The 11818-nt window shown below is 71.7% G+C and carries 11 protein-coding genes; 4 read left to right on the top strand and 7 right to left on the bottom strand.

Going from position 1 to position 11818, the window contains the following annotated elements:
- The first annotated feature begins 4 nt into the window (after positions 1 to 4).
- Complete coding sequence (locus tag OG624_RS25200; protein ID WP_266443075.1) at positions 5 to 1669, top strand: phospho-sugar mutase; 1665 nt, start codon at positions 5 to 7, stop codon at positions 1667 to 1669.
- 169 nt (positions 1670 to 1838) lie between these two features.
- Here OG624_RS25200 and OG624_RS25195 read toward each other — a convergent pair whose 3' ends face one another.
- From OG624_RS25195 to afsQ1, 3 genes are read right to left on the bottom strand one after another with little or no spacing between them, the layout of a single operon-like run.
- Entirely contained in the window at positions 1839 to 2450 is a 612-nt protein-coding gene (locus OG624_RS25195) for a hypothetical protein (RefSeq protein WP_033219651.1), read from the bottom strand.
- Positions 2443 to 3873, bottom strand: coding sequence for a sensor histidine kinase (locus OG624_RS25190; protein ID WP_237545500.1), 1431 nt, complete (start codon positions 3871 to 3873; stop codon positions 2443 to 2445). Before OG624_RS25190 ends, OG624_RS25195 begins: the two co-directional genes overlap by 8 nt.
- 53 nt (positions 3874 to 3926) lie before the next feature.
- Complete coding sequence (gene afsQ1, locus OG624_RS25185; protein WP_063754818.1) at positions 3927 to 4604, bottom strand: two-component system response regulator AfsQ1; 678 nt, start codon at positions 4602 to 4604, stop codon at positions 3927 to 3929.
- A gap of 189 nt (positions 4605 to 4793) precedes the next feature.
- Between afsQ1 and OG624_RS25180 the strand changes: the two genes are divergently transcribed.
- A complete protein-coding gene (locus OG624_RS25180; protein ID WP_033219647.1) occupies positions 4794 to 5492 on the top strand; it encodes a SigE family RNA polymerase sigma factor in 699 nt (232 codons plus the stop codon).
- Positions 5493 to 5669: 177 nt separating this feature from the next.
- Here the strand turns inward: OG624_RS25180 and OG624_RS25175 are convergent, their stop codons facing one another.
- Positions 5670 to 6371, bottom strand: coding sequence for a uridine kinase family protein (locus tag OG624_RS25175; RefSeq protein WP_078909243.1), 702 nt, complete (start codon positions 6369 to 6371; stop codon positions 5670 to 5672).
- 51 nt (positions 6372 to 6422) lie between these two features.
- On the opposite strand from OG624_RS25175, the gene OG624_RS25170 reads away from it, so the two are divergent.
- Positions 6423 to 6770, top strand: coding sequence for a hypothetical protein (locus OG624_RS25170; protein WP_051763182.1), 348 nt, complete (start codon positions 6423 to 6425; stop codon positions 6768 to 6770).
- Between the two features lie 219 nt (positions 6771 to 6989).
- Here the strand turns inward: OG624_RS25170 and OG624_RS25165 are convergent, their stop codons facing one another.
- From OG624_RS25165 to deoC, 3 genes are read right to left on the bottom strand one after another with little or no spacing between them, the layout of a single operon-like run.
- Complete coding sequence (locus tag OG624_RS25165; protein ID WP_033219645.1) at positions 6990 to 7907, bottom strand: aldehyde dehydrogenase family protein; 918 nt, start codon at positions 7905 to 7907, stop codon at positions 6990 to 6992.
- Positions 7900 to 9336, bottom strand: coding sequence for an aldehyde dehydrogenase family protein (locus OG624_RS25160; protein WP_033219643.1), 1437 nt, complete (start codon positions 9334 to 9336; stop codon positions 7900 to 7902). The genes OG624_RS25165 and OG624_RS25160 overlap by 8 nt, the downstream gene beginning before the upstream one ends.
- Before the next feature lie 5 nt (positions 9337 to 9341).
- Positions 9342 to 10304 carry a deoxyribose-phosphate aldolase gene (gene deoC / locus OG624_RS25155; protein WP_106971381.1) on the bottom strand — a complete coding sequence of 321 codons (963 nt, stop codon included), beginning with the start codon at positions 10302 to 10304 and terminating at the stop codon, positions 9342 to 9344.
- 244 nt (positions 10305 to 10548) lie between these two features.
- Here deoC and OG624_RS25150 point away from each other — a divergent pair, with 244 nt between their 5' ends.
- A complete protein-coding gene (locus OG624_RS25150) occupies positions 10549 to 11808 on the top strand; it encodes a hypothetical protein (protein ID WP_371639862.1) in 1260 nt (419 codons plus the stop codon).
- Positions 11809 to 11818 lie beyond the last annotated feature (10 nt).

The raw sequence follows: 11818 nt of genomic DNA, 5'->3' as shown, positions 1-11818 counted from the left end.
AGCAGTGCAGGAACAGGCACAGGCACAGGCACAGGACGACCTGATCATCCGGGCGCAGGCCTGGCTGGCCGAGGACCCGGACCCGGAGACGGCCGCGGAACTGGCCGCGCTCATCGAGGCCGGCGACACGGCGGAGCTCGCGGACCGTTTCTCGGGCACCCTGCAGTTCGGCACCGCCGGACTGCGCGGTGAGATCGGCGCCGGCCCGATGCGGATGAACCGCGGCGTGGTCATCCGGGCCGCGGCGGGCCTCGCGGCCTACCTGAAGGCCCAGGGCCACGACGGCGGCCTGGTCGTCGTCGGCTACGACGCCCGCTACAAGTCGGCGGACTTCGCCCGTGACACCGCGGCCGTCATGACCGGCGCCGGGCTACGCGCGGCCCTCCTGCCCCGCCCCCTGCCGACGCCCGTGCTCGCGTACGCGATAAGGCACCTCGGCGCCGTCGCCGGCGTCGAGGTGACCGCGAGCCACAACCCTCCCCGGGACAACGGCTACAAGGTCTACCTCGGCGACGGCTCGCAGATCGTCTCCCCGGCCGACACCGAGATCGCGGCGCAGATCGCGGCGGTCGAGAAGCTGGCCGACGTACCGCGCCCCGAGTCGGGCTGGCAGGAACTCGGCGACGAGGTCCTGGAGGCCTACCTGGCGCGTACGGACGCCGTCCTGACCCCCGGCTCCCCCCGGGGCGTGCGGACCGTCTACACGGCCATGCACGGCGTCGGCAAGGACGTCGTCATGGCGGCCTTCGCCCGGCACGGCTTCCCGGAGCCGGTGCTCGTCGCCGAGCAGGCCGAGCCCGACCCGGCCTTCCCGACCGTGGCGTTCCCGAACCCGGAGGAGCCGGGTGCGATGGACCTGGCCTTCGCGAAGGCCGCCGAGGTCGGGCCCGACATCGTGATCGCCAACGACCCGGACGCGGACCGCTGCGCCGTGGCCGTGCCGACGGCGGACGGCTGGCGGATGCTGCGCGGCGACGAGGTCGGCGCGCTGCTGGCGGCGCACCTGGTCCACAAGGGCGCGCGGGGTGTCTTCGCCGAGTCCATCGTCTCCTCCAGCCTCCTGGGCCGGATCGCGGAGGCGGCGGGCGTCGGTTACGAGGAGACCCTCACCGGCTTCAAGTGGATCGCCCGCGTCGAGGGCCTGCGCTACGGCTACGAGGAGGCGCTCGGCTACTGCGTGGACCCCGAGGGCGTCCGTGACAAGGACGGCGTCACCGCCGCCCTGCTGGTGGCGGAGCTGGCCTCGGTGCTCAAGGAGCAGGGCCGCACGCTGACCGACCTGCTGGACGACCTGGCGATGGCCCACGGCCTGCACGCCACGGACCAGCTGTCGGTGCGCGTCTCCGACCTGTCGATCATCGCCGACGCGATGGCGGCGCTGCGCGCGCAGCCGCCGGTGTCGCTCGCGGGTCTGCGGGTGGTCTCGGCGGAGGACCTGTCCAAGGGCACGGAGACGCTCCCGCCGACGGACGGCCTGCGCTACTACCTGGACGGCGCGTACAAGGCCCGGGTCATCGCCCGCCCGTCGGGTACCGAGCCCAAGCTGAAGTGCTACCTGGAGGTCGTGGTCCCGGTGGCCGAGGCCTCCGACCTGGCTCCGGCCCGCGTGCGCGGCCAGGAGGTCCTGGACGCGATCAAGAAGGACCTCTCGGCGGCCATGGGCATCTAGTTTTCCCCGCGCCGCTCGCGCGCCTCGGCCCAGGGGGCCTCACCGGCTTCGCGCCGCTGCGCCGGACTCCGTCCGTCGGGCGCGGCGGCCGGGGCTTCGGCCCCCGCCCGGCCCGGTCCCGCCCCGTCCGGCGGGACCGGGCCTTCGCATGTCCGGCCCCGCCGGCGCGTCAGGAAGGCGCAGGCGTGGGGGTGGGGGTGGCGAGTTCGCCCAGGGTCGGTACCGACTCCGGGCGGGAGCGGACCGCGTCCGTGCACTCCCACGCCCGGGGCGGATCCGCGTCCGGCCCGCCCAGGATCACCGGGCCCGGGGTCGCCTTCAGGGCCTCGCTGCCCGCCAGCGTGCACACGATCTGCGAGAGCGCCACCGGCGGCAGGTCCTCCGGCTTGCGGCTGAGCCGCACCGTGCCCGCCGGGTCGCCCGGCCTCGCCGCTCCCGCCGACAGCCCGACCGGGACCTCGCTCGTGAAGCCGGCGTCCCGCTCCTCCGTGGTCGGCGTCCGCTCCAGCGCTTCCAGCAGGGCCTGCGCGACCATCGCCAGCGGGTCCCGTACGGGCTTCTTCTCGGGCACCGGAACCACGCGCTCCACGCCCACCAGCTGCGATCCGCAGATCAGCTCCACCGTGGCCCGGAAGCCCTGCACCCCGCTCGGCTGTTCCTGGGTGTCGCAGGAAACCCGCGACGGCGCCGGGCCGACGTCCACCGGCACGGTCGTGGCCCGGATCCCGCAGGCCGACGTCGCGAGCAACAGGACCGCGACCATCGGCAGAGTCCTACGCATCCTCGTCACCCGCGAGCACCTTTCCCACGTCCACCGGCAGCCGCAGCGTGAACAGCGCCCCACCGCCCGGCACATTGGCGGCGGTGATGTCGCCGCCGTGGATGTGCGCGTTCTCCATCGCGATCGACAGGCCGAGCCCGCTGCCGTCCGACTTCGGCCGCGACGCGCTCGCCTTGTAGAACCGGTCGAAGACGTGCGGCAGGACCTCCTCGGGAATGCCCGGACCGTTGTCCTGCACCGCGATGACCAGCCACTCCCCCTCCACCGTCACCGACACCCGTACCGGCGAGCCGCCGTGCTTGAGCGCGTTGCCGATGAGGTTGGCGAGGATGACGTCGAGGCGGCGCGGGTCGAGGCGGGCCACGATGCCCCGCTCGGCGTCGAGTTCGACCGCGTCGAGCCAGGCCCGGGCGTCGATGCAGGCCGTGACCTGGTCGGCGACGTTGACGTCGTCCAGCACGAGCTTGGCCGTACCCGCGTCGAAGCGGGTGACCTCCATCAGGTTCTCCACCAGGTCGTTGAGGCGGCGCGTCTCGCTGACGACGAGCGCGACGGCCGGTGCGATCATCGGATCGAGGTCGTCGACCTCCTCCTCCAGGACCTCGGCCACCGCCGTCAGCGCGGTCAGCGGCGTCCGTAGCTCGTGCGACATGTCCGCGACGAAGCGCCGGCTCGACTCCTCCCGCGCGCTCATGTCGGCGACCTTCTTCTCCAGCGCCTCGGCCGTCTTGTTGAAGGTGTGCGACAGGTCGGCGAGTTCGTCCGTGCCCGACACGTCGAGGCGGTGGTCCAGCTCGCCCTCGCCGAGCCGCCGCGCCGCGTCCCCGAGCCGCTGCACGGGCTTGAGCACCGTGCGGGCCGCGGCCTGCGCCAGCAGGGCGGAGCCGAGCAGCGCGAGGCAGGTGGCGATGGTCAGCGACCAGCCGAGCGCGTTCAGGTCGTCCCGCTCCTGCGCGAGGGACTTGTACATGTAGCCGGTGAGCCCGCCACCCACGACGCGCGTCCCGCCGACCAGGTACGGATTGCCGCGCGGCTTCGTCCGCTGCCAGTAGACGTGGTACTCGGAGTCGTTCGCGGCGGTGGTCTTCTGCCGGTCGTTCACCGCGTTCTGCAGGGACTTCGGTACGTTGGCCAGCCCGAAGGAGTCGGGCCCCGCCGCGCCGAAGATCTGCCGGTTGTCCTTGCCCACCTGCACCAGCAGCACGCTGTATCCGGGGCTGCTGCCCGCCATCAGTTCGGCGGTGCGCTGCAGTTCCTCGGCGGTGGGATCGGCGGGCAGCGCGGCGGCCCGGTTCTGCATCTCCTGCCGGAAGTCGCCGAGGGCGGCGTCCTGGACGCGGGTGAGGACGGCCTCGCGGTTGAGCCAGTAGGCGATGCCGGAGGCCGAGACCGCGGCCGTGAGCGCGACCAGGCAGAACACCATGAGGAGCCGCAGCCGCAGGCTGGTCCAGCGCCGGCCCGCGAGCAACGACCGGATCACTGCGGTGAGTCCAGGCGGTAGCCCACACCTCGGACGGTACGGATCAGGGTGGGCGAGGACGGCACGTCCTCGACCTTGGCGCGCAGCCGCTGCACGCAGGCGTCGACGAGCCGCGAGTCACCGAGGTAGTCGTGCTCCCAGACCAGCCGCAGCAGCTGCTGGCGCGAGAGCGCCTGCCCGGGCCGGCGGCTCAGTTCGAGCAGCAGCCGCAGCTCGGTCGGCGTGAGCTGCAGGTCCTCGCCGTTCTTGGTCACCGTCATGGCGGCCCGGTCGATGACCAGGGAGCCGAAGCTCGCCGAGTCGCTCGACTCGCGCTCGCCGCGGCGCAGTACCGCCCGGATCCGGGCGTCGAGGACCCGGCCCTGGACGGGCTTGACCACGTAGTCGTCGGCCCCGGACTCCAGGCCGACCACCACGTCGATGTCGTCGCTGCGCGCGGTGAGCAGGATGATCGGCAGCTGGTCGGTGCGGCGGATCCGCCGGCACACCTCGAAGCCGTCGATCCCGGGCAGCATCACGTCCAGCACGATCAGGTCCGGCCGCTGCTCGCGCAGCAGTTTCAGGCCGTCCTCGCCCGTCGCCGCGGTGGCCACACGGTGGCCCTGGCGAGACAGGGAGAGTTCGAGGGCCGTGCGGATGGCGTCGTCGTCCTCGATCAGCAACAGGAAAGGCACGGGCTCATTCTGTCCCATCGGCAGTCGGGAGTTCGACCGTCGCGCGACGTGATCCTGTCGGGGTCCTGTCAGAAGTCGCTGTGACACGGCTGTGACAGTCGACGGACACCCCGGTTAAGTCGGCGGGGCAATCTTTTCATCAACGCACAACGGACCGAAGCACAGACACTCCACGACGGGGGGCGCGAGATGAACACGCTGCACAGCACCAGCACCGGCGCGGTTGTCACGCGGCTGCACGATGTGAACCGCCGGGCGGGTGTCCGTACGGTGGCGGTCGCCCGTCCCCGGCCGGCCCACGTCGTAGCCATTGACGCGAACCAGTACCAGGCGGTTCCCGCCACCGAGGCGGCTCCTTCCTCCATCTCGGAGGCGGAGTTCACGGCGTACGTCCAGGAGCGGCGTGCCGCCCTGTACGCGACGGCCTTCCACCTCACCGGCGACCGGTACGAGGCGGAGGACCTGCTGCAGAGCGCGCTGTTCTCCACCTACCGTGCCTGGGACCGGATCAGCGACAAGGCGGCCGTCGGCGGCTACCTGCGTCGCACGATGACGAACCTGCACATCAGCGCGTGGCGTCGGCGCAAGCTCAACGAGTACCCGACGGAGGAGCTGCCGGAGACGGCCTCCGACACGGACGCGATGCGCGGTACGGAGCTGCGCGCGGTGCTGTGGCAGGCCCTGACCCGGATCCCGGAGCCGCAGCGCACGATGCTGGTGCTCCGCTACTACGAGGGCCGCACGGACCCGGAGATCGCGGAGATCCTCGGCATCAGCGTCGGCACCGTGAAGTCGAGCATCTGGCGCTCGCTGCGCCGCCTGCGGGAGGACGAGGCGCTCAGCTTCGGCCGTGACGAGGCGGAGTCCTTCGAGGAGCTCGTCGCGTAACGCGGCACACACAGAAGCCATCGGGCCAGGGGGCCCGTCCTACGGGGGTGGGGCGGGGGCCGCGGGGGGAAAAGGCGGGATCGAGCGGACGGGGGTCCGCCTGGTCCCGCCTTTTCATATGTCGGCCGCGCCGCGCCGCGCCGAGGCCACGGCCCCGGCGCGGCACCGGTCCGGCGGCTACGCGGGGGTCGTCGCGCGGTGGCGGCCCGCTGCGGCCGCCGCCAGGCGGCCGAGGGCCTCGTCGCCGGCGCAGGCGTGCGCGCCCAGGGCGACGTGGCGGGCCACGATGCCGCGTTCGGCGCGCATCAGCCGCAGGCCCCTGCGCAGCAGGAACGGCACCGACTTGCGGCCTTCCCGCAGGTCGCGGGCGAGCCGGCGACGGAAGGTCGTCGAGGGGCGCCCCCGCAGGCAGATGGCGTCCGCGAGGAGACCGAGCTCCTGGCAGCGGGCGGCCACGTCGGCGGCGAAGATGCCCTCCGCGATGAACAGCGGGGTGCGGGCGATGTCGAGGCTCTCGGTGCCCGTGCGGGAACTCGTCGCGATGTCGTAGACGGGGACGTTCGTCCGTCCCGCCGCGCACAGGTCGGCGATCGCGGCGACCGCCGCGTCCGCGTCCCAGGACAGCGGGGAGTCCCAGTCGATGTCGGAGCTGCCGTCGACGAGCGGGAGGGTGGGGTCGACACCCTCCTTGTAGAAGTCGTCGAGGCGCAGCACGGGCAGCCCTGAGCGGGCGGCCAGCGAGGATTTTCCGGAGCCCGACGGACCGGTCAGCAGGACGACGCGGGTCGGCGAAGAAGAGGGGGAGCTCACGGGACACCAGTCTGAACCATTCCCCCGGGTAGGGGATCCTCCTGGTGGCCGGTTGGTGTCCAGGAACACACCTCAACTACGCTGCGTGCGCACGCGACCACGACCTCAGGCGGGATCCCCATGGCACGTCACGCAGCCCCTTCCCTTCCGAACCGGCTCCGCAGCGCGGGACTGACCGTCTCGATGGCCGGTGCGGCCCTGGCGATGGCCGCGGGCGGGGCGCAGGCCGGTGAACTCGACATCCCGGCGGCCCTGTCCGGGGTCGCCGACCCGATCGCGAACCTCAAGGTGAATCCGCTCGCCCACACCGGTGTGGACCCGCTGGACAACGGCGTCGCCACGAAGGTCGCCGACTTCCCCTCCGTCGGGACCGGCATGGTGACGGGGATCCTCACCCAGGGGCCCTCGGTGGGCGAACTCCCCGCGGCGGCGGCCTCGTCCCTCCTGGGCCCCCTCACCCCCCGCTAGTCCCACCACACCTCCGGCGAGTGAGCCGAAGGCGGCGCGCCGGCGAAGGCGGGCGAGCGCCCGGAGGAACCGTGAGGAACGAGCGGTTTCGAGGACGCACGCACGCCTGGAGCCGGCAGAAGCGCCGCCGGAGGCGAACCGAGCCCAAAAATGAGGAGGCCCCGACAGCGCGGGGGACGCTGCCGGGGCCGGTCTCGTACGGGGGCCTGTCCCGGGGGACTAGTAGGACGAGCCGCCCGCGCCCAGCGACCCGGTGGGGTGCCAGACGGTCTTGGTCTCCAGGAACGCCGTCATGCGGGAGGTGCCCGGGTCGGCGCTCCAGTCGTCCACAGGCTGTGGACGCAGGACGCGCTTGAGGTTGTCGGCCGCCGCGATCTCCAGCTCCTTGGCCAGCGCCGCGTCGGCCCCGGCCAGGTCGATCGCGTTGACGTCCTGGTGGGAGGCCAGGTGCGGGCCCATCTCGCCGGCCTTGCCGGACAGGATGTTGACCACGCCGCCGGGCAGGTCGGAGGTGGCGAGCACCTCGCCCAGGGAGAGCGCCGGCAGCGGGGACCGCTCGCTCGCGATGACGACGACGGTGTTGCCCGTCGCGATCACCGGGGCGATCACCGAGACGAGGCCCAGGAAGGACGACTCCTGCGGGGCGACGACCGTGACCACACCGGTCGGCTCCGGGGTGGAGAGGTTGAAGAACGGGCCCGCGACCGGGTTGGCCCCGCCCACGATCTGGCCGATCTTGTCGGTCCAGCCCGCGTACCAGACCCAGCGGTCGATGGCCGCGTCGACGACCGCGCCGGCCTTCGACTTGGACAGGCCCTCCGCCTCGCCGACCTCACGGACGAACTGCTCGCGGCGGCCCTCCAGCATCTCGGCGATGCGGTAGAGGATCTGCCCGCGGTTGTACGCGGTCGCGCCGGACCAGCCGCCGAAGGCCTTGCGGGCCGCGACGACGGCGTCACGCGCGTCCTTGCGGGAGGACAGGGGGGCGTTGGCCAGCCACTTGCCCTTGCCACCCGACGATGTTTTCGCCGTCACTTCGTACACCCGGCCGCTCTCGGAGCGGGGGAACTTGCCCCCGACGTACAGCTTGTAGGTCTTGAAGACATGCAGGCGGGACGCCGCTGACTGATCAGACATCGAGGTAGCCCTCCAGGCCGTGGCGGCCGCCCTCGCGGCCGAAGCCCGACTCCTTGTAGCCGCCGAAGGGCGAGGTCGGGTCGAACTTGTTGAACGTGTTGGCCCAGACGACTCCGGCGCGGAGCTGGTTCGCGACCGCGAGGATGCGCGAGCCCTTCTCCGTCCAGATGCCGGCGGAGAGGCCGTACTGGCTGTTGTTGGCCTTGGCGACGGCCTCGTCGGGCGTACGGAAGGTCAGCACGGACAGCACCGGGCCGAAGATCTCGTCGCGGGCGACGGTGTGCGCCTGGGTGACGTTCGTGAAGAGCGTCGGGGCGAACCAGTAGCCGGAGGACGGCAGCTCGCACGCCGGGGACCAGCGCTCGGCGCCCTCGGCCTCACCGGTCTCCGCGAGCGCGGTGATCCGGGCGAGCTGCTCGGCGGAGTTGATCGCGCCGATGTCGGTGTTCTTGTCGAGCGGGTCGCCCAAGCGCAGCGTGGAGAGGCGGCGCTTGAGGGAGTCCAGCAGCTCGTCGTGGATCGACTCCTGGACCAGGAGGCGGGAGCCCGCGCAGCAGACCTGGCCCTGGTTGAAGAAGATGCCGTTGACGATGCCCTCGACGGCCTGGTCGATGGGGGCGTCGTCGAAGACGATGTTGGCGCCCTTGCCGCCCAGCTCCAGGGTGACCTTCTTGTCGGTGCCGGCGACGTGGCGGGCGATCTTCTTGCCCACGGCGGTCGAGCCGGTGAAGGCGACCTTGTTGACGTCCGGGTGCTCGACGAGGGCCGCGCCCGCGTCGCCGTAGCCGGTGAGGATGTTGACGACGCCCTTGGGCAGGCCCGCCTGGCGGCAGATGTCCGCGAAGAACAGCGCGGAGAGCGGGGTCGTCTCGGCGGGCTTCAGCACGACGGTGTTGCCGGTGGCGAGCGCCGGGGCGATCTTCCAGGCCAGCATCAGCAGCGGGAAGTTCCACGGGATGACCTGGCCGGCCACGCCCAGCGGACGCGGGTTCGGGCCGTAGCCCGCGTGGTCGAGCTTGTCGGCCCAGCCCGCGTAGTAGAAGAAGTGCGCGGCGACCAGCGGGAGGTCCGCGTCGCGGGTCTCCTTGATCGGCTTGCCGTTGTCCAGGGTCTCCAGGACGGCGAGCTCGCGGCTGCGCTCCTGGATGATCCGGGCGATGCGGAAGAGGTACTTGGCGCGCTCGGAGCCCGGCAGCGCGGACCAGGAGGCGAAGGCCTTGCGAGCGGCCTTCACGGCGCGGTCCACATCGGCGGCGCCGGCCTGGGCGACCTCGGCCAGCACCTCCTCGCTGCTCGGCGAGACGGTCTTGAAGACCTTGCCGTCGGCGGCGTCGGTGAACTCACCGTCGATGAAGAGCCCGTAGGAGGGGGCGATGTCGACGACCGAGCGGGACTCGGGAGCCGGTGCGTACTCGAATACAGATGCCATGGTGATCAGTCCACCGTCACGTAGTCGGGACCGGAGTAACGGCCGGTGCTCAGCTTCTGGCGCTGCATCAGCAGGTCGTTGAGCAGGCTGGAGGCGCCGAAACGGAACCAGTGGTTGCTCAGCCAGTCCTCGCCCACGGTCTCGTTGACCAGGACCAGGAACTTGATCGCGTCCTTGGTGGTGCGGATGCCGCCGGCCGGCTTCACGCCGATCTGGATTCCGGTCTGCGCGCGGAAGTCGCGTACGGCTTCGAGCATGAGCAGGGTGTTCGCCGGCGTGGCGTTGACCCCGACCTTGCCGGTCGACGTCTTGATGAAGTCGGCGCCCGCGAGCATGCCGATCCAGGAGGCGCGGCGGATGTTGTCGTAGGTCGACAGCTCGCCGGTCTCGAAGATGACCTTCAGGCGCGCGGCGCTGCCGTCCTCGCGGACGCAGGCCTCCTTGATGGCCTTGATCAGCTCGTACGTCTCCAGGTAGCGACCGGCGAGGAAGGCGCCACGGTCGATGACCATGTCGATCTCGTCGGCGCCGGCGGCGACGGCGTCACGGGTGTCGGCGAGCTTGACGGGCAGGGCGGCGCGGCCGGCCGGGAAGGCGGTCGCGACGGAGGCGATCTTGACGTCGGCGCCGTTCAGCGCGGCCTTCGCCGTGGCCACCATGTCGGGGTAGACACAGACGGCGGCCGTCGTCGGGGTCGTACGGTCGGTCGGATCGGGATGGACGGCCTTGGCGGAGAGCGCCCGGACCTTGCCCGGGGTGTCCGCGCCTTCCAGCGTCGTCAGGTCGATCATCGAGATGGCCAGGTCGATGGCGTACGCCTTGGCCGTCGTCTTGATCGAACGGGTGCCGAGGGAGGCCGCGCGGGCCTCCAGTCCGACAGCGTCGACGCCGGGCAGCCCGTGCAGGAAGCGGCGCAGCGCACTGTCGGACGTCGTCACGTCAGCGAATGCGGTGAGGGTGGTGGGCATGGTCACCAGATGAGCATATCTACGCGCGTAGCGACCTGTCACCCCCGCCCCCGGATCCGCTATGGAATCGACACCTCCACTCTCCGTCACGCGGCTGTGACAGGAGCAGGATCGTCCGCACGCACAAGATCCGTAACTTTGTTCTCAGCAGCCCGCCAGACACTCACCCGGCTCTCACCGACAGAGAAAACCGCGGCATGCGACTCTCCTCCACTTTCCCGAGACAACGCTTCAAGGAGTCGTTATGCGTACCGCCCTCCGTGCCTCCATCTCCACCGCCGTCCTCGCCGGTGCCCTCCTCGCCCCGATCGCGGGCACCGCGTACGCGGCCACGACCCCGCAGGCCGCCGCCGCGACCGTGCCCGCCCGCTACGCCGGCACTCCCGTCCTGATCGACACGGGTGTCGTCGCGGTGCTGCGTAACGCGGCCGAGGGTCCCGAGGTCTGGATCCGCGCCGCTTCCGACAGCTGGAAGCCGGGCGACGACTACATGGCCCGGGTGCTCGCCACGCTGGACGTCAAGCACCTCAAGGCCTCGGTGAACGGCCTGGAGCTGGAGCTCGTCGGGAAGGACTCCGCGCGCCCGTCCCTCTCGGTGGTCAAGGGCGGCACGACCAAGTCCTACCCGCTGCCGCAGGCGCCGACCGCCCCGGCGGACTGCGTCTCCCAGACCAAGCAGGTCGGCCTCGGCGCCGGGCTGCAGGCCGACCTGACCATGTCCCCCAAGGGCCCCAAGGTCGTCATGCACGACGCCGACCCCGCCGACACCTGGACCCGGACCCTGACCCGCACCGACCCCAAGGGCTCCGAGGGCTACTTCTCCCGCATCAACAACCCCAGCGGCGCCAAGCCCGTCTTCGAATGGAAAACCCAGGGCGGCAAGAACGTCCCCTCCGGCTTCGCGACCTTCCCCGCCCTCCCCAAGGGCTGCACCCCCGAGTACCCGGTCCACGACGACGAGTCCACGTCCTGCGTCTCCCAGACCAAGCAGGTCGGCCTCGGCGCCGGGCTGCAGGCCGACCTGACCATGTCCCCCAAGGGCCCCAAGGTCGTCATGCACGACGCCGACCCCGCCGACACCTGGACCCGGACCCTGACCCGCACCGACCCCAAGGGCTCCGAGGGCTACTTCTCCCGCATCAACAACCCCAGCGGCGCCAAGCCCGTCTTCGAATGGAAGACCCAGGGCGGCAAGAACGTCCCCTCCGGCTTCGCGACCTTCCCCGCCCTCCCCAAGGGCTGCACCCCCGAGTACCCGGTCACGGAGGAGACCCCGGCCCCGAAGCCCGAGCCCTCCACCGCCAAGCCGGTGACGGCCACGAACGTCTCCACCCAGACCACGGGCCAGACCACCGTCGTCCCCCAGGGCTCCGTCGCCGCGGGCGCCGAGATCGCGTCCGAGGACACCGACAACAGCATCACCGTCGCCGCCGGCGCCGGCCTCCTCGCGGTCTTCGCCGCGCTCGGTGCGACCGTCCTGCGCCGTCGGCGCAGCCACAGCTGACGAGCGGCCG

Source organism: Streptomyces virginiae (assembly GCF_041432505.1).
In the GTDB taxonomy this organism is placed as follows: Bacteria; Actinomycetota; Actinomycetes; order Streptomycetales; family Streptomycetaceae; genus Streptomyces; species Streptomyces virginiae_A.
This window is presented reverse-complemented; position numbering and strand designations above follow the sequence as displayed.

Coding starts and splice junctions, on each gene's coding strand:
- OG624_RS25195 (WP_033219651.1), bottom strand. CDS start 2,450: ATGCGTAGGACTCTGCCGATGGTCGCGGTCCTGTTGCTCGCGACGTCG.
- OG624_RS25190 (WP_237545500.1), bottom strand. CDS start 3,873: ATGGTGTTCTGCCTGGTCGCGCTCACGGCCGCGGTCTCGGCCTCCGGC.
- OG624_RS25180 (WP_033219647.1), top strand. CDS start 4,794: ATGAACACGCTGCACAGCACCAGCACCGGCGCGGTTGTCACGCGGCTG.
- OG624_RS25170 (WP_051763182.1), top strand. CDS start 6,423: ATGGCACGTCACGCAGCCCCTTCCCTTCCGAACCGGCTCCGCAGCGCG.
- OG624_RS25165 (WP_033219645.1), bottom strand. CDS start 7,907: ATGTCTGATCAGTCAGCGGCGTCCCGCCTGCATGTCTTCAAGACCTAC.
- OG624_RS25160 (WP_033219643.1), bottom strand. CDS start 9,336: ATGGCATCTGTATTCGAGTACGCACCGGCTCCCGAGTCCCGCTCGGTC.
- deoC (WP_106971381.1), bottom strand. CDS start 10,304: ATGCCCACCACCCTCACCGCATTCGCTGACGTGACGACGTCCGACAGT.
- OG624_RS25150 (WP_371639862.1), top strand. CDS start 10,549: ATGCGTACCGCCCTCCGTGCCTCCATCTCCACCGCCGTCCTCGCCGGT.